Annotated in this window: 15 protein-coding genes and 1 tRNA gene; 11 read left to right on the top strand and 5 right to left on the bottom strand. The window is 65.1% G+C overall.

Annotated features, from left to right (window positions below):
• Positions 1–33: 33 nt before the first annotated feature.
• From tgt to L1F06_RS19355, 3 genes are all read right to left on the bottom strand, one after another.
• Positions 34–1,149 (bottom strand): tRNA guanosine(34) transglycosylase Tgt, encoded by a 1,116-nt coding sequence (gene tgt, locus L1F06_RS19345; RefSeq protein ID WP_003246246.1) that lies wholly within the window; start codon positions 1,147–1,149, stop codon positions 34–36.
• Positions 1,150–1,169: 20 nt separating this feature from the next.
• A complete protein-coding gene (gene queA / locus L1F06_RS19350) occupies positions 1,170–2,213 on the bottom strand; it encodes a tRNA preQ1(34) S-adenosylmethionine ribosyltransferase-isomerase QueA (protein WP_129481750.1) in 1,044 nt (347 codons plus the stop codon).
• Between the two features lie 91 nt (positions 2,214–2,304).
• Positions 2,305–3,045: a substrate-binding periplasmic protein gene (locus tag L1F06_RS19355; protein WP_129481751.1), complete on the bottom strand. Its 741-nt coding sequence runs from the start codon at positions 3,043–3,045 to the stop codon at positions 2,305–2,307.
• A gap of 203 nt (positions 3,046–3,248) precedes the next feature.
• On the opposite strand from L1F06_RS19355, the gene L1F06_RS19360 reads away from it, so the two are divergent.
• The 3 genes from L1F06_RS19360 to L1F06_RS19370 all read left to right on the top strand — a co-directional run bounded on the left by L1F06_RS19360 (position 3,249) and on the right by L1F06_RS19370 (position 4,487).
• A tRNA-Leu gene (locus L1F06_RS19360) sits at positions 3,249–3,333 on the top strand.
• Positions 3,334–3,672: 339 nt separating this feature from the next.
• Positions 3,673–3,885, top strand: coding sequence for a cold-shock protein (locus L1F06_RS19365; protein ID WP_003246255.1), 213 nt, complete (start codon positions 3,673–3,675; stop codon positions 3,883–3,885).
• Positions 3,886–3,989: 104 nt separating this feature from the next.
• Positions 3,990–4,487, top strand: coding sequence for an RDD family protein (locus tag L1F06_RS19370; protein WP_129481752.1), 498 nt, complete (start codon positions 3,990–3,992; stop codon positions 4,485–4,487).
• 60 nt (positions 4,488–4,547) lie between these two features.
• Here L1F06_RS19370 and lptG read toward each other — a convergent pair whose 3' ends face one another.
• Together lptG and lptF are read right to left on the bottom strand one after the other, a co-directional pair.
• Entirely contained in the window at positions 4,548–5,612 is a 1,065-nt protein-coding gene (lptG, locus tag L1F06_RS19375; protein ID WP_003246259.1) for an LPS export ABC transporter permease LptG, read from the bottom strand.
• Positions 5,605–6,723: an LPS export ABC transporter permease LptF gene (gene lptF / locus L1F06_RS19380; RefSeq protein ID WP_003246260.1), complete on the bottom strand. Its 1,119-nt coding sequence runs from the start codon at positions 6,721–6,723 to the stop codon at positions 5,605–5,607. Before lptF ends, lptG begins: the two co-directional genes overlap by 8 nt.
• Positions 6,724–6,865: 142 nt before the next feature.
• On the opposite strand from lptF, the gene L1F06_RS19385 reads away from it, so the two are divergent.
• From L1F06_RS19385 to L1F06_RS19420, 8 genes are all read left to right on the top strand, one after another.
• The gene (locus L1F06_RS19385; protein WP_129481753.1) at positions 6,866–8,353 is read left to right on the top strand and encodes a leucyl aminopeptidase; all 1,488 of its coding nucleotides are present in this window, start codon (positions 6,866–6,868) and stop codon (positions 8,351–8,353) included.
• Between the two features lie 111 nt (positions 8,354–8,464).
• Positions 8,465–8,884, top strand: a complete 420-nt coding sequence (locus tag L1F06_RS19390) for a DNA polymerase III subunit chi (RefSeq protein WP_003246264.1) — start codon at positions 8,465–8,467, stop codon at positions 8,882–8,884.
• Between the two features lie 60 nt (positions 8,885–8,944).
• Entirely contained in the window at positions 8,945–9,388 is a 444-nt protein-coding gene (locus L1F06_RS19395; RefSeq protein WP_129481754.1) for a DNA polymerase III subunit chi, read from the top strand.
• Positions 9,389–9,550: 162 nt separating this feature from the next.
• Complete coding sequence (locus L1F06_RS19400) at positions 9,551–12,382, top strand: valine--tRNA ligase (RefSeq protein ID WP_129481755.1); 2,832 nt, start codon at positions 9,551–9,553, stop codon at positions 12,380–12,382.
• 103 nt (positions 12,383–12,485) lie between these two features.
• The gene (gene nhaC / locus L1F06_RS19405; protein WP_129481756.1) at positions 12,486–13,919 is read left to right on the top strand and encodes a Na+/H+ antiporter NhaC; all 1,434 of its coding nucleotides are present in this window, start codon (positions 12,486–12,488) and stop codon (positions 13,917–13,919) included.
• A gap of 256 nt (positions 13,920–14,175) precedes the next feature.
• On the top strand, positions 14,176–15,552 hold the full coding sequence (gene nhaD, locus L1F06_RS19410) for a sodium:proton antiporter NhaD (RefSeq protein WP_003246271.1): 1,377 nt from the start codon (positions 14,176–14,178) through the stop codon (positions 15,550–15,552).
• A 37-nt stretch (positions 15,553–15,589) separates the two neighbouring features.
• Positions 15,590–15,886 carry a winged helix-turn-helix domain-containing protein gene (locus L1F06_RS19415; RefSeq protein WP_096825725.1) on the top strand — a complete coding sequence of 99 codons (297 nt, stop codon included), beginning with the start codon at positions 15,590–15,592 and terminating at the stop codon, positions 15,884–15,886.
• 32 nt (positions 15,887–15,918) lie between these two features.
• Positions 15,919–17,748, top strand: coding sequence for an SLC13 family permease (locus L1F06_RS19420; RefSeq protein ID WP_129481757.1), 1,830 nt, complete (start codon positions 15,919–15,921; stop codon positions 17,746–17,748).
• Positions 17,749–17,751 lie beyond the last annotated feature (3 nt).

Below are 17,751 nucleotides of genomic sequence, written 5' to 3' on the forward strand. Positions count from 1 at the left end.
CCTAATGGAAAGGATCTTCAAACGTTCGGGAAATCAGTCCAGCGGCGGCACGGGCAGGCCGCGCTTGGCATAGAAGGTTTCGACAAAGGCGGCCAATGTACCCTGTCCGATAGCCTCGCGCAAACCAGCCATAACACGCTGATAATGCCGCAAGTTATGGATGGTATTGAGCATGCTACCGAGCATTTCGCCGCACTTGTCCAGATGATGCAGATAAGCGCGCGAGAAGTGTTTGCAGGTGTAACAGTCGCAGGTCGGGTCCAGCGGCGAATCGTCGTGCTTGTGCACGGCATTGCGGATCTTCACCACGCCGGTATCGACGAACAGGTGGCCGTTGCGCGCGTTACGCGTCGGCATCACGCAATCGAACATGTCCACGCCACGGCGCACGCCCTCGACCAGGTCTTCCGGCTTGCCCACACCCATCAGATAGCGCGGTTTGTCGGCCGGCATGTGCGGCGGCAGGAAGTCCAGCACGCGGATCATTTCTTCCTTCGGCTCGCCGACCGACAGCCCACCGATGGCCAGGCCGTCGAAACCGATCTCGCACAAGCCCTCCAGCGAGCGCATGCGCAGCTCTTCGTGCATGCCGCCCTGGACGATGCCGAACAACGCCGCCGTGCTCTCGCCATGGGCGGTCTTGGAGCGCTTGGCCCAACGCAGCGACAGCTCCATGGAGCGCTTGGCCACATCGAACTCCGCCGGGTACGGCGTGCATTCGTCGAAGATCATCACGATGTCCGAGCCCAGGTCGCGCTGCACCTGCATCGACTCTTCCGGGCCCATGAAGACTTTGGCGCCATCGACCGGCGAGGCGAAGTAAACGCCCTCTTCCTTGATCTTGCGCATCGCCCCCAGACTGAACACCTGGAAACCGCCGGAGTCGGTGAGGATCGGCCCCTGCCACTGCATGAAATCATGCAGGTCGCCATGTTTCCTGATCACCTCCATGCCCGGGCGCAGCCACAGGTGGAAGGTGTTGCCGAGGATGATCTGCGCGCCGATGTCTTCAACGTCACGCGGCAGCATGCCCTTGACCGTGCCGTAGGTGCCCACCGGCATGAAGGCGGGCGTTTCCACCACGCCACGCGGGAAGGTCAGGCGGCCGCGACGGGCCTTGCCGTCGGTAGCCAGCAACTCGAAGGACATGCGACAGGTGCGCGACATACTCAAACCTCGGGCCCGCGCGCGGCGGGGTTGCGGGTGATGAACATGGCATCACCGTAACTGAAGAAGCGATAGCCCTGCTCCACCGCCGCGCGGTAGGCGGCCATGGTCTCGGCGTAGCCGGCGAAGGCCGACACCAGCATCAGCAGGGTCGACTCGGGCAGGTGGAAGTTGGTGACCAGGGCGTCGACCACATGGAAGGGCCGGCCCGGATAGATGAAGATGTCGGTATCGCCGCTGAACGGTTTCAACTCACCGCTCTGCGCCGCGGTTTCCAGGGAGCGCACGCTGGTGGTGCCGACGGCCACCACACGACCGCCACGGGCGCGGCAGGCCGCCACGGCATCGACGACCTCCTGGCTGACCTCCAGCCACTCGCTGTGCATGTGGTGATCTTCGATGCGCTCGACCCGCACCGGCTGGAAGGTACCGGCACCAACATGCAGCGTCACGAACGCTGTTTCCACACCCTTGTCGCGGATCGCCGCCAGCAGTTCGTCATCGAAGTGCAGCCCCGCGGTGGGCGCCGCCACCGCGCCCGCCTTCTCGGCGTAGACGGTCTGATAACGCTCGCGGTCGGCCTCGTCATCCGGTCTGTCTATATAAGGCGGCAGCGGCATATGCCCGACCCGCTCCAGCAACGGCAGCACCGGTTCGGCGAAACGCAGTTCGAACAGGGCATCGTGACGGGCGACCATTTCGGCTTCGCCACCACCATCGATGAGAATCTGCGAACCGGGCTTGGGCGACTTGCTGGAGCGCACGTGCGCCAGCACCCGATGCTGATCGAGCACGCGCTCCACCAGCACTTCCAGCTTGCCGCCGGACGCCTTCTGGCCGAACAGCCGCGCCGGAATCACCCGGGTGTTGTTGAACACCATCAGGTCACCGGGGCGCAGTTGCTCCAGCAGATCGGTGAACTGGCCATGACGCAGCGCCCCGCTCGACCCATCCAGCTGCAACAGGCGACTGGCCCGGCGCTCGGCCAGGGGATGACGGGCGATCAGCGACTCGGGAAGATCGAAGTGGAAATCGGCAACACGCATGATTCGATTCGGAGGGGGTATTTCTGCAGGGTGGCAAAGCTTACCGGATTTCCCCTTGGCCGGCCACGTGGGCTGTCCCCGGGGGCCAACGCTACGGCGCGTAGCGCACGACGATTCGCGCCAGGGTGCCGTCCGCCTGGATTTCCCTGATGGCCGCATTCAACGCCTGCAGCCGATCGGCATGAGCACGATGCAGGCGAATTCGCAGTTGGACACGATGGATTACCGGCCCCTCCTCGACCTGCCAGCGAGGTGATCGCAGCTGGGCATTGCTGTGCGTCAGGTAACGCCACTCCAGGCGGTCGATGATGCCGGCCTCGCTGTGCCGCTGGGCGACGCGGTAGATCAGTGCGAACGCATCGGCGCCATCGTTGCGCTGGAAGTACTCGCTGCCGAAATAGCCATAGCCACGCACCGTGGCAATCGAGCGCCCGCGCAGGTCCTCGACCTGCCGGTAGGGGAAGGCCGCACCAGGGGCGAACAGCAGCATCTCATCGGCCTCGAGCACCGGCACCGACCACACCGATACATCCGCCTGCTCGGGCTCGGCACGCCAGCTCTGGCTCACGCAACACTCAAGCTGCAGTTGCCCTTCGCGAAACAGTTTCTGGGTACGCAGCGGCGGCAGCGGGTGGCTCGCCTGCAACTCCTCCGGCAGGCGCTCGTCGAGGGCGAGCATGAAGTCATGCAGGATGCCGCTGACCTGGCCGTCGCGCACTATCCAGTACGGCTCCCAGCTTTCATCGGTAACGGCATAGGTGAGCGTGCCCGCCAAGGCCGCAGGAGAAATCAGCAGACCGGCGATGATCGCCCGGCACAAGACTCTGAGCACACGCCCTCCCGCTCGACTACAGATCCCAGACCACCCCGTCCAACTCGGCGCTCTCGATGACAGGCGCAATCTTAGTCGCAAGGCCGCCATGAAAAACCGCCACCCCATCAGCCCCTGAACACGCATGGCACCGTTGCCGAGGGGCTCGATACCGACGCCGATTGACCGGCGCAGGGTGCGTCCCTATACTGCGCCGCCATTGTGCCCCGGTGGCGGAATCGGTAGACGCGGCGGATTCAAAATCCGTTTTCGAAAGGAGTGGGAGTTCGAGTCTCCCCCGGGGCACCAACCGTTTCAAGAGCCCGCAAGACTTAGGTCCTGCGGGCTTTTTCATATCTGTGCGAACAACGCCGGCGATTGTTGCAACGACATTACTGGCGCACGCTCTCCGTGCCTCGGCAAGCCCCGTAAAACCTGGCCGGCGACCTTTCCGGCGGGGGTTGGCAATTGCGTAAAAGTTAGCGTAGAGTGATCGAACTGTTTGCATGGGTCGCTGTGAATCGTGACTCTGGTGCAGCAGATCATCTAGATCCGCTACATCCCGCTCGACTTCTATTACTCCTTGCAACCAGTCTCAGCCCTCTATACTTGGAGGCTGTCATCAACTCTAGTTTCAAGGAAAAAGACATGTCGAATCGTCAGAACGGTACCGTCAAGTGGTTTAACGACGAGAAAGGTTTTGGTTTTATCACTCCCGAGAGCGGTCCGGATCTGTTCGTGCACTTCCGCGCGATCGAAGGTAACGGCTTCAAGAGCCTGAAAGAAGGCCAGAAAGTCAGCTTCATCGCTGTGCAAGGTCAAAAAGGCATGCAGGCCGACCAGGTTCAGATCCTGGGCTGATTGCCGCTGCTTTGAAGAACCCCTGATCTCGATCAGGGGTTTTTTTATGCTCGCAGAAAAGTCGCGGTTAGAATGACGCGCCCTTTCGTCACAGCGAGCCCATCATGCCGAAGCACCAGCTACGCCCGCAGGGAGACTTCCCCACAGCCGGGCTGATTCGTCGCCTGGCGGCGATCTTCTACGACTTCCTGCTTTGCGTAGCCCTGATCATGGTCGTCACCCTGATCTACCAGCAAGGTTTTCTGCGCCTGCTCCACGGTGGCGACACGCTGCTGGCCATGTCCGAGGCCGGCGCGCTGGACCATGACCCGGTGCTCGCCAGCCTGGTGCTGCTGGCGCTGTTCGCCTTCTTCGCCAAGTTCTGGACCCATAACGGCCAGACCTTGGGCATGCAGGCCTGGGGGCTGCGCATCCAGAACACCGACGGCAGCGCCATCGACCTGTGGCAGGCCCTGCTGCGCTTCGTGGTCGCCATCGGCTCCTGGCTGTTCGCCGGCCTGGGCTTTCTCTGGCTGCTGTGGGACAAACAGGGCCGCACCTGGCATGACATCTATTCCGACAGCCGCGTGGTGCAACTACCCAAGAACATCCACAAGAAGTAACGCGCGGCAGATGCAAAAAAGCCGGTTCACTGAACCGGCTTTTTCATGCGCGCTGTGTACTCAGCCCGCCCTGCGCAGCAACCAGACTCCGGCCAGTGCACAGATGCCCGCCGGTACCAGCACGGCCAGTAGCGGCGAGAAACCGAACACCAGGCTCGACGGCCCGAGCAGGTCCTGGGCGATACGGAAGATGAAGCCCACCAGCACGCCGGTGAACACGCGCTGGCCCAGTGTCACCGAACGCAGCGGGCCGAAAATGAAGGAAATCGCCATCAGCACCAGCGCCCCCGTCACCAGCGGCTGCAGCACCTTGGTCCAGAACGCCAGCCAGTAACGGGCGTTGTTCAGCCCCTGCTCGGCCAGATAGTGGATGTACTGCCACAGACCGGTGATGGACAGCGACTCGGGCTCCATCACCACGGTGCTGAGCAGTTGCGGGCTAAGCTCGATATCCCAACGCTCTTCACGCTGATTGACCACTTCCGAGCGATCGTCATGCAGGAAGGTGGTCTGCACGTTGCGCAGCACCCAGTGATCGCCCCTGTGCTCGGCACGACGGGCGAAACTGGCCGACTGCAGACGACGCTCATCGTCGAAACGATAGCGCGTTACCCCGAGCAGCAGGCCACCCGGCTGCACGGCGTTGATATGCACGTATTCCTGCCCCTGACGGTGCCACATGCCACGCTTGGAACTCTGCGCCGCGCCACCGCCCTGGGCCAGGGCCCGGTCGGCCTGGGCCTGGTTCTCGGTCAGCGGCGCAACGTACTCGCCGATCAGGATGCCGGCCAGCATCAGCACCAGCATGGGTTTCATCACCGCCCAGACGATACGACCGATGGACACGCCCGCGGCGCGCATGATGGTCAGCTCGCTGTTGCTGGCCAGGGTGCCGAGACCGATCAGGCAGCCGATCAGTGCCGCCATCGGCAACATCTCGTAGGCGCGGCGCGGTGCGGTCAACAGCACGTACCAGAGCGCCTGGCCGAGGCCATAGTCGCCCTTGTTCAGGTCGCTCAGCTCGTCGATGAAGGCGAACAGCAGGGCCAGGCCCAGGATGATGCCCAGCACCGTGAGGATGGCGAAGAAGACCTGGGCACCGATGTAGCGATCGAGCTTAGCCATGGGCCACCTCCGCAGCGCGGCGGCTGGCCCACCACAGACTCAGACGCTCCCAATAGAGCAACAACAGGCCGATCCCCAGGAAGATGCCATGTACCCACCACAACCCCAGCGCGGGCGGCAGCCGCCCCTTGTCCAAGGCGCCACGGGCGGCGATCAACAGGCCCAGGTATGCCATATAAAGGAAGATCGCCGGCAGCAGCTTGAGGAAGCGCCCCTGACGCGGATTGACCTTGGAAAGCGGCACGGCCAGCAGGGTGACCACGAACACCAGCAGCGGAATCGACAGACGCCACTGCAGCTCGGCCTGAACGCGCGGGTCATCGCTGCCGAACAGCTCGCGAGTCGGCATCGCTTCACGCTCGCTGGCCTCGATGGCCACCTCCGGCTTGGGCAGCAGTACGCCATAGGTGTCGTACTGGATGACGCGGTAATCGGCCTCGCCTGGCTCGCCGTCGTAGCGGTAGCCGTTTTCCAGAATCAGGTAACGGCTGCCGTCAGCCTGAATCTCCTGACGCCCACTCTCGGCCAGCAGCACGGTGATGCCGCGCTCGGAACTGCCGTCGCTGGAGAAACGCTTCTCCGACATGAACACCCCGCGCAGCTCGCTGCGATCGGCCGACAGCTCCTGTGAATAGGTCACCCGCGAGCCATCTTTCATCGACTGGAAGCGCCCCGGCACCAGGGTATCGAGTTCGGTCAGGGCATCCTGCTCGTTGAGGATACGCGCCACGCTGGCCACCCCCTGCGGTGCCAGACCCAGGCTGAGCCAGCCGACCAGCAGGGCGACGACCAGCGCCGGCGCCATGCTGTAGGCGGTCAGACGCTGCTGGCTGACGCCGGTGGCCGACAGCACGGTCATCTCGCTGTCCAGATACAGACGCCCGTAGGCCAGCAGGAAACCGAGGAACAGCCCCAGCGGCAGAATCAACTGCAGGAAGCCGGGAATCCGGTAACCCATGATCAGAAACAGCACGCCTGGATCCAGCGCGCCCTGCGCGGCCTGCGCCAGGTATTTGATGAAACGGCCGCTCATGATGATCACCAGCAACACGGCGCTCACCGCGCTGAGGGTCACCAGCACTTCGCGGGACAGATAACGGAAGACGATCAAACCGGACGCTCCAGGGTTGTCAGGCTCAGGCGCGAGCGCTCAAACTAGCCGCACCTACTTGCCGGCCCACCGCAGGGTGGACCCTCGAAAAATGGCGGCCATTATCCGTCAAACCCGACTCTTTGTCTTGGGGACAGCTCATATGGAATTCCTCGTCAAAAGCACACGCCCGGAAACCCTGAAGACCGCCACCCTGGTCGTCGCCATCGGCGAAGGCCGCAAACTGGGAGAAGCCGCCAAGGCCGTCGACCAGGCCAGCAATGGTGCCCTCTCTGCCGTGCTCAAGCGCGGCGACATCGCCGGCAAGCCGGGTCAGACCCTGCTGCTGCACAGCCTGCCGGGGCTCAAGGCCGAGCGTGTGCTGCTGGTGGGCTGCGGCAAGGGCGATCTATCCGACCGCCAACTGCGCAAATTGGTTGCCAGCGTGCACGGCGTGCTCAAGGGCCTGGGCGGCAGCGACGCCCTGCTGGCCCTCGGCGAACTCAAGGTCAAGGGCCGCGACGCCTACGGCAAGACCCGTCTGATCGTGGAGACCCTGGCCGACGGCGACTATCTGTTCGAGCAGTTCAAGAGCAAGAAGACCGATCCACGCGCCTTGAAGAAAATCACCCTGGTCGCCGACAAGGCCGAGCTGGCCGATGCCGAGCGCGCTCTACAGCATGCCCGCGCCATCGCCACTGGCGTGGCCTTCACCAAGGATCTCGGCAACCTGCCGCCGAATCTCTGCCATCCCAGCTACCTGGCCGAAGAGGCCAAGGCCCTGGGCAAGGCGCACAAGAACCTCAAGGTGGACATCCTCGACGAGAAGAAGCTCAAGGAGCTCGGCGCCGGTGCCTTCCTCGCCGTGGCCCAGGGCAGCGAGCAGCCGCCGCGGATGATCGTCATGCACTACCAGGGCGGCAAGAAGGATGAAAAACCCTTCGCTCTGGTCGGCAAGGGCATCACCTTCGACACCGGCGGCATCAGCATCAAGCCGGCTGCCGGCATGGACGAGATGAAGTACGACATGTGCGGCGCCGCCAGCGTGTTCGGCACCCTCAAGGCCGTGCTCGAGCTGCAACTGCCGATCAACCTTGTGTGCCTGCTGGCCTGCGCCGAGAACATGCCCAGCGGTCGCGCCACCCGCCCCGGCGACATCGTCACCACCATGAGCGGGCAGACCGTGGAAATCCTCAACACCGACGCCGAAGGCCGCCTGGTGCTGTGCGATACCCTGACCTACGCCGAGCGCTTCAAGCCGCAGGCGGTGATCGACGTGGCCACCCTCACCGGTGCCTGCATCGTCGCCCTGGGCAGCAACGTCTCCGGCCTGATGGGCAACAACGACGCACTGATCAAGCAGATCCTCAAGGCCGGCGAAACCGCCGACGACCGTGCCTGGCAACTGCCGCTGTACGACGAGTACCAGGAGCAGCTGGACAGCCCCTTCGCCGACATCGCCAATATCGGCGGGCCGAAGGCCGGCACCATTACCGCCGGCTGCTTCCTGTCGCGTTTCGCCAAGAATTTCCACTGGGCGCACCTGGACGTTGCCGGCACCGCGTGGATCAGTGGCGGCAAGGACAAGGGCGGCAGCGGTCGCCCCGTGCCGCTGCTGACCCAGTACCTGCTGGATCGCGCCAAGGTCTGATGCACCGCCAGCCCGGATGCAGTCCGGGCGACGGTCCCCGTAGGAGCGAGCGCCACTCGCGAACCTGGCGCTCGCTCCTACAGCCGCCCTTCAACGTCAAAAGCCTCCTAGATGCCCAGAATCGAGTTCTACGTTCTCTCCTCCAGCGACGCCGAAGGTCGCCTGCGCGCGGCCTGCCAACTGGCGCTCAAGGCCTGGGGCGCCGGCCTGCCGGTGTTCGTCCGGGGCAGCGACGAGGCGCAGTGCATCGAGCTCGACGAACTGCTGTGGCGCTTCAAGGCCGAGCGCTTCGTGCCCCACGACCTGCACCGCGACGCGCCGCTGGCACCGGTGGTACTGGGCGTGGACGAAGTGCCGAGCCACGAGCAAGGCGTGCTGATTAACCTTGGCAGCAGCCTGTCTCCGCATGTCGAACGCTTCTCCCGCATCATCGAGATCGTCAACCAGCAGCCGGAACTGCTGAGCGCCTGTCGCGAGAATTTCCGTAACTATCGCCAGCGCGGGTATGATCCCAAACGCGTCGAACTTTAACCTTCGCTCGACGCTCACAACACAGGCCACCCTGCCCTTTCGCCCGCTGTGCCGACCGCCATGGACACCCCCAAACCTCCACAAAAACCCGCTCAGTTGCTGCACGACCTGGAGTCGATTCGCGAACTGCTGGGCGACGAAAGCCAGGAACCGCCGCTGCTGATCGACTCGCTCGACCCGGACAGCATTCCGGTACTGTCCGATATCGTCAGCGCGCCGCCCGGCCCGCCGCCGCCCTTTCATGTCACGCCGACGCCCAAACCGGCGCCAGCCACGCAGACTGCTGCGGCCGCCTCGCCGGCAGCTGGCCCGCTGCGCGAACGCCTGGAGCCGCGCCTGCATGACAGTGCCCGCGAACTACAACACCTCAATGCCGAGCTGCGCGCCGCCGCCCAGCTGATCCTGCAGGACGTCATCGACGATTTCGTGCCGCAGATCGAAGCCGAGCTCAAGCGTCGCCTGGAAGCGCGCCTGCCGCGCCTGCTGCCGCCGCGCAAGCCCTGACAGCTGGCAATAGCTGGTGCGCACGGCGCACCCGACGACCGCATCCGCCACGCCAAAGATGGCGGTTTCAACCGCCCAGCAGCGCGAGACTTATGGCTTGCCCTGTAGACGCGGTATACTTGCCGGCTTTTCCGATCAGCCGTCACAAGGGTCCCGCCGCGCATGGACAAGACCTACCAGCCGCACGCCATCGAATCCAACTGGTACCAGACCTGGGAGCAGAACAACTACTTCGCCCCACAAGGTAGCGGTGAGCCGTACACCATCATGATCCCGCCGCCGAACGTCACCGGCAGCCTGCACATGGGGCACGGCTTCAACAACGCGATCATGGATGCGCTGATCCGTTTCCGCCGCATGCAGGGCCGCAACACCCTGTGGCAGCCGGGCACCGACCACGCCGGTATCGCCACCCAGATGGTGGTGGAGCGCCAGCTCGCCGCGCAGGGCATCGGCCGTCACGACCTGGGCCGCGAGAAGTTCCTGGAGAAGGTCTGGGAGTGGAAGAACCAGTCCGGCGGCACCATCACCCGGCAGATCCGCCGCCTGGGCAGCTCGGTGGACTGGTCGCGCGAGCGCTTCACCATGGACGACGGTCTGTCCGAAGCGGTCAAGGAAGCCTTCGTGCGCCTGCACGAGGATGGCCTGATCTACCGCGGCAAGCGCCTGGTCAACTGGGACACCAAGTTCCACACCGCCATTTCCGACCTGGAAGTGGAAAACCACGACGAGAAAGGCTCGCTGTGGAACCTGCGCTACCCGCTGGCCGACGGCAAGAAGACCGCCGACGGCAAGGACTACCTGATCGTCGCCACCACCCGCCCGGAAACCATGCTCGGCGACAGCGCCGTGGCCGTGCATCCGGAAGACGAGCGCTACAAGGCGCTGATCGGCAGCTTCGTCGAACTGCCGCTGGTGGGCCGCCGCATTCCGATCGTCGCCGACGACTATTGCGACCCCGAGTTCGGCACCGGCTGCGTGAAGATCACCCCGGCGCACGACTTCAACGACTACGAAGTGGGTAAGCGCCACAACCTGCCGCTGATCAACATCTTCGACGCCGACGCCGCCGTGCTGGCGCGCGCCCAGGTGTTCAACCTCGACGGCAGCGTCAACAGCATCGTTGACGGCAGCCTGCCGGCCGAATACGCCGGCCTGGACCGCTTCGAGGCGCGCAAGCGCATCGTCGCCGCCTTCGAAGCCGCGGGCCTCTTGGAGAAGATCGAAGACCACGCGCTGAAAGTACCGAAGGGCGACCGCTCCGGCACCGTGATCGAGCCGTGGCTGACCGACCAGTGGTACGTCTCCACCAAGCCGCTGGCCGAGAAGGCCATCGCCGTGGTCGAGAGCGGCGAGATCCAGTTCGTGCCCAAGCAGTACGAGAACATGTACTTCAGCTGGATGCGTGATATCCAGGACTGGTGCATCAGCCGTCAGCTGTGGTGGGGCCACCGCATCCCGGCCTGGTACGACGAGGCCGGCAACGTCTATGTCGGCCGCGACGAGGCGGAAGTGCGCGCCAAGCACAACCTCGAAGGCGTCGCCCTGCGCCAGGACGAAGACGTGCTGGACACCTGGTTCAGCTCCGGCCTGTGGACCTTCTCCACCCTCGGCTGGCCCGAGCAGACCGATTTCCTCAAGACCTTCCACCCCACCGACGTGCTGGTCACCGGCTTCGACATCATCTTCTTCTGGGTCGCGCGGATGATCATGCTGTCGACCCACCTGACCGGGCAGATCCCGTTCAAGACCGTGTACGTGCACGGCCTGGTGCGCGACGGCCAGGGCCAGAAGATGTCCAAGTCCAAGGGCAACGTGCTCGACCCGCTGGACATCGTCGACGGCATCACCCTGGACGAGCTGCTGGAAAAACGCACCAGCGGCATGATGCAGCCCAAGCTGGCCGAGAAGATCGCCAAGCAGACCCGCGCCGAGTTCCCCGAGGGCATCGCCAGCTACGGCACCGACGCCCTGCGCTTCACCTTCTGCTCGCTGGCCACCACCGGCCGTGACGTGAAGTTCGACATGGGCCGCGTCGAGGGCTACCGCAACTTCTGCAACAAGCTGTGGAACGCCACCAACTTCGTCCTGGAAAACACCGAAGGCAAGGACTGCGGCGTCAATGGCGAGCCGGTGGAGCTGTCCGCCGTCGACCGCTGGATCATTTCCGCCCTGCAGCGCTGCGAGCAGGACGTCACCCGCCACCTCGACGCCTTCCGCTTCGACCTGGCCACCCAGGCCCTGTACGAATTCGTCTGGGACGAGTACTGCGCCTGGTACCTGGAGCTGGTGAAGCCGGTGCTGTGGGACGAAACCGCCAGCGCCGAGCGCCAGCGCGGCACCCGTCGCACCCTGGTACGCGTACTGGAAGTAATCCTGCGCCTGGCCCATCCGTTCATGCCCTTCATCACCGAAGAGATCTGGCAGCGCATCAAGGCACTGGCCGGCAAGGACGGCGCCACCCTGATGCTGCAGCCCTGGCCGGTGGCAGCCGAGGAGCGCATCGACGCCGCCGCCGAGGCCGATATCGAGTGGGTCAAGCAGCTGATGCTCGGCGTACGGCAGATCCGTGGCGAGATGAAGATTTCCATGGCCAAGCGTATCGACATCATCGTCGCCAACGCCTCGGACTCCGACCTGCGCCGCCTGGCCGACTTCGAGCCGCTGCTGAGCAAGCTGGCCAAGCTGGAGTCGGTCCGCGTGCTGGGCGCAGGCGAGGAAGCGCCGATGTCCGCCACTGCCCTGGTCGGCGAGATGCAGGTGCTGGTGCCGATGGCCGGGCTGATCGACAAGGACGCCGAGCTGGCGCGCCTGGACAAGGAAGTCGCTCGCCTGCAGGGCGAAGTGCAGCGCGTCGGCGGCAAGCTGGCCAATGAAGGCTTCGTCGCCAAGGCGCCGGCCGAAGTGCTGGACAAGGAACGCGCCAAGCTGGCCGAGGCCGAGCAGGCGCTGAGCAAGCTGGTGGAACAGCGCGGCAAGATCGCCGCGCTCTGATCCCAGCGCAATACCCACAGGCCCGCGCCCTAACCGGCGCGGGTTTTGTTTTTTCTGCAGAGGCCCCACTCGGCCTCCGTTTCATCGATTGACCGGTACCCCCATGACTGCCCGCTCCCCTTCCCTACTCGACGCGCTGCTGCCCATTGGCGTGCTCGTCGTGCTGCTCGGCCTTTCCGTCTACCTGTTCGGCGACGGCTCCTCCAGCGGACCGAACCAGATCGCGCTGATGAGCGCCGCCTTCGTCGCCGGCCTGGTCGGACTGAAGAACGGCCTGCGCTGGGCCGATATCGAGGAAGGCATACTCGCCGGCATCCATATGGCGATGAAGGCCAACCTGATCCTGCTGGCGGTCGGCGCCCTGATCGGCACCTGGATTCTCGCCGGCACCGTGCCGACCATGATCTGGCTGGGCCTGAAGCTGATCAGCGCCGAGTACTTCTACGTCACCAGCTGCCTGATCTGCGCGCTCACCGCGCTGTCCATCGGCAGCTCCTGGACGGTGGCCGGCACCCTCGGCATCGGCCTGATGGGCGTGGCCGCGGGCCTGGGGCTGGATCCAGCGATCACCGCCGGGGCGATCATTTCCGGCGCCTACTTCGGCGACAAGCTGTCGCCGCTGTCGGACACCACCAACCTGGCCCCGGCCGCCGCCGGCGCCGATCTGTTCGCGCACATCCGCAACATGCTGCGTACCACCACGCCGGCGCTGCTGATCGCCCTGGCGATCTTCTTCGTGCTCGGCCAGCAGGCCGGCGCCAGCCACGACACCGGGCGTATCGCCGAGGTGCTGGCGGCGCTGGAGGCGCAGTTCCGCCTGGGCTGGCATCTGCTGCTGCCGGTGGCCTTCCTGCTGTTTCTTGCCATGCGCCAGTGGGCGGCCTTTCCGGCGGTGTTTCTCGCCGCGCTGCTCGGCGCGGTGTTCGCCCTGGTGTTTCAGCCGGAGGTGATGAGCCGCCTGGCCGATCCGGCGGCCGGCGTCCTGGCGCCGCTGAAAACGGTGTGGAGCGCGCTGTTCGCCGGCTACGAGTCAGCCAGCGGCAATGCCGAGCTGGACGGTCTGCTGTCCAAGGGCGGCATGGGCAGCATGCTCACCACCGTGTGGCTGATCATCTGCGCCATGTGCTTCGGCGGCGTGCTGGAGCGCCTGGGCCTGCTGCAACGCCTGCTGCAGAGCGCGTTGCGCCTGGTGCGCAGCGACAGCGGCCTGGTTGCCAGCACCATCACCACCAGCATCGGCACCAATGTCATCACCGCCGACCAGTACATCGCCCTGGTGCTGCCGGGACGCATGTACCGCGCCGAGTACGAGAAACGCAGCCTGGCGCCGACCAGCCTGTCGCGCGCCCTGGAAGACGGCGGCACCCTGACTTCGGTGCTGGTGCCCTGGAACACCTGCGGCGCCTACATGGCCGCCACCCTCGGCGTGGCCACCCTGAGCTACCTGCCGTACTGCTTCTTCAACCTGATCATGCCGGTGCTGGCCATCGTCCTGGCCTACGTGCTGCCGCCCAAGCGCCAGGCGCAGGAAGTCTGAGCGAGCCGTGGCTAACGGCGCGCTGGGCGCAGCGCCGTTGGCCATGCAGCAGAAACTGCCGCGCTCCCGCCATCTACGAGGGCTGGAGCCCCAGGCTCTTACAGAATCTCGCCAAAAAGTATCGTTTGACTTCTCCAAAGCAGTGTTTTCAGCGCTGCCCACTCCCAATTGCCGAACTTTTCAGGCATCTTCTGCGGCCTCCCCCGGAGGCCTTACGCCGGGGGCTTCCACTCTTATAAAAATCGGAACCCTGATCATGTATGCGTTGATGGCACTCGTCTTTGTCCTCGGCTACCTGTGCATTGCACTGGAGCACCCGTTGAAGATCGACAAGGCGGCCTCAGCGCTGCTCACCGCCGTGGTGGCCTGGACTCTTCTGGTCCTGGGTGCGGACAGCATCCTGCCGCTGCTCGGTACGGGTACCGCCGGCGCCAGCACCAACAGCCATCATGTGATCGAGGAGCTGCGCCATCACCTGGGCGAGATCTCCGAGATCCTGTTCTTCCTCATGGGCGCCATGACCATCGTCGAGCTGATCGACGCCCACGAAGGCTTCAAGGTGATCACCGACCGCATCCGCACCACCAAGCGCGTGCACCTGCTGTGGCTGGTGGGCCTGATCACCTTCTTCCTGTCCGCCGCGCTGGACAACCTGGCCACCACCATCGTGATGATCTCGCTGCTGCGCAAACTGATCGCCGACAAGCACGAGCGCTGGTTCTACGCCGGTATCGTGGTGATCGCCGCCAACTCCGGCGGCGCCTGGTCGCCCATCGGCGACGTGACCACCACCATGCTGTGGATCGGCAACCAGATCACCGCCACCGGTATCGTCGTCAAGCTGATCGTGCCCAGCCTGATCTGCCTGCTGGTGCCGCTGATCATCATGAGCTTCCGCCTCAAGGGCGAGGTCATCCCGCCGCGCCTGAAGGAAAGCGCCGAAAGCCGCCGCGACCCGACCACCCCGTTCGAGCGCAACCTGGTGTTCTGCTTAGGGCTAGGCGCGCTGATCTTCGTGCCGATCTTCAAGACCATCACCCATCTGCCGCCGTACATGGGCATCCTCTTCGGCCTGAGCGTACTGTGGGTGACCACCGAAATCATTCACCGCAGCAAGAACAGCGAAGACAAGGACCCGCTGTCGGTGGTCGGTGTACTGCGCCGCATCGACATCACCAGCGTGCTGTTCTTCCTCGGCATCCTGCTGGCAGTGTCGGCCCTGTCCAGCGCCGGCCACCTGATCCAGGTCGCCACCTACCTCAAGGACGGCCTCGGCAACGTCTACAGCATCGCCATTTCCATCGGCCTGCTGTCGGCCGTGGTGGACAACGTGCCGATGGTCGCCGGCGCCATGAAGATGTATCCGCTGGTCAGCCCGGAAGCCCTGGCGGCTGCCGCGGCGGACGAGCTGCCATGGCTGAGCAACTTCGTGGTCAACGGCAACTTCTGGGAAATGCTCGCCTACTGCGCCGGCACCGGCGGCAGCTGCCTGATCATCGGCTCGGCGGCCGGCGTGGCGGCCATGGGCATGGAGAAGATCAACTTCATCTGGTACCTGAAGAAGATCACCGGCCTGGCCTTCATCGGTTACCTGGCCGGTGCCGTCACCTATATGCTGATGTTCGCCGCCTGATCCCGGTGCGGCGCTCGGCCCCGAACAGGAAGTCGCCATGCACACGAGCAAGACCCGCACCAGCTTCTACCGCCGCCTCTACCTGGCCTGGCTGATCGACAGCGGCCAGGCCACCAGCGTCCCGGCGTTGATGGCCGCCACCGGCATGCCGCGACGCACCGCGCAGGACACCCTCGCCGCGCTGGAGGAACTGGATATCGACTGCCGGTTCGAGCAGGGCGAGGGCGAGCGCAACAACGCCGGCCACTACCTGATCCACGACTGGGGGCCGATCGACAAGCGCTGGATCGCCGCCCACCTGCAGCAGATCAAGACCACGCTGGGTTATCCCTGAAATAATCGCGCCCGTATGTCATGGGAATTGCGATGAATCCTGATCTGCTCTGGGTGCTGGCCTTGCTGGCCGGCGCCGTCACCCTCTTCGTCATCGGCAGGCCACGCATGGACGTGGTCGCTCTGCTGGTGCTGGTCGCCCTGCCGCTGACCGGTGTGCTCGACCTGCAACAGACCCTGGCCGGCTTCAGCGACGCCAACGTCATCCTGATTGCCGCGCTGTTCGTCATCGGCGACGGCCTGGTGCGCACCGGCATCGCCTACCGTCTGGGCGACTGGCTGGTGGCCAGGGCCGGCAGCAGCGAGACGCGCCTGCTGATACTGCTGATGCTGGCGGTGGCCGGGCTGGGTTCGGTGATGAGCTCCACCGGGGTGGTGGCGATTTTCATCCCCGTGGTGCTCGGCGTGGCTGCGCGCCTGCGCATCGCCCCGGCGCGGCTGATGATGCCGCTGGCCTTTGCCGGGCTGATCAGCGGCATGCTCACCCTGGTGGCCACCCCGCCGAACCTGGTGGTGCACGCCGAACTGCGCCGCGCCGGTCTGGACGGCTTCGGTTTTTTCGATTTCACCCCCATCGGCCTGGCCATCCTGGTGCTGGGTATCGGTTACATGCTGCTGGCGCGGCGCTGGCTGGTGCGCAAGGGCGCCGGTGACGCTGCCGAGCCACCGCGCCTGACCCTGGCCGACCTGGCCGAGCGCTACCGCCTGGGCGAACGCGAGCGACGCCTGCAGGTGCGTGCCGACTCGCCCCTGGCCAACCAGGTGCTCAACGAGCTGGCCCTGCGTCGCGATCACGGCATCAATGTCATCGCCATCGAGCGCCGCCAGCGCCTGCGTACCCTGCTGCTGATGGCCAGCGGCAATACCCTGCTGGAGCCGGGCGACGTGCTGCTGGTGGACATCGCCAGCCCCACCATCGGCCTGCTCGGCAGCTACCAGGCGCTGGGCCTGGAACCCATGCCGCTGCCGCATTCGTACTTCAGCCTGCATACCCATGAGCTGGGCCTGGCCGAGGTGGCGCTGCCACCGGAGTCGCAACTACCCGGCAAGACCATTCAGGAACTGGGCATTCGCTCGCGGCACAAGCTCAACGTGGTCGGCCTGCGCCGCCAGGGCCAGGCGCTGGAAGGCGTGCTGGTGGACGAAAAGCTCAAGGCCTCCGACACCCTGCTGGTGGCCGGTGCCTGGCGCGACATCCACCGCCTGCAGGGGCTGAGCCGCGATTTTCTGGTGCTCAGCCTGCCGGCGGAGGTGGCCGAGGTGGCGCCAGCCGCGCGCAAGGCGCCCTACGCGCTGCTCAGCCTGGCGGTGATGGTGGGGCTGATGGTCAGCGGCCTGGTGCCCAACGTGCAGGCCGCGCTGATCGCCTGCCTGCTGCTGGGCGCGTTTCGCTGCATCGACCTGGACAGTGCCTACCGCGCCATCCACTGGCCGACGCTGATCCTCATCGTCGGCATGCTGCCCTTCGCCCAGGCGCTGCAGCAAACCGGCGGCGTCGAGCTGGCCGTGCAGGGGCTGGTAAGTGGCCTGGGCGATGCCGGGCCACGCTTGATACTCGCCAGCCTGTTCGCCCTCACCGCGGTGATCGGCCTGTTCATCTCCAACACTGCCACCGCGGTGCTGATGGCCCCGGTGGCCATCGCCACGGCGCAGGCGCTGGGCGCCTCGCCGCTGCCCTTCGCCATGACCGTGGCGCTGGCGGCGTCGGCCGCCTTCATGACGCCGATCTCCTCGCCGGTGAACACCCTGGTGCTCGGCCCCGGGCAATACCGCTTCGGCGACTTCGTGCGCATCGGCGTACCCTTCACCCTGCTGGTGATGCTGGTCAGCGTGCTGCTGGTGCCACTGATCTTTCCGCTCTGAGGT

It is taken from the genome of Pseudomonas hydrolytica, from assembly GCF_021495345.1.
GTDB classification, from domain to species: domain Bacteria; phylum Pseudomonadota; class Gammaproteobacteria; order Pseudomonadales; family Pseudomonadaceae; genus Aquipseudomonas; species Aquipseudomonas hydrolytica.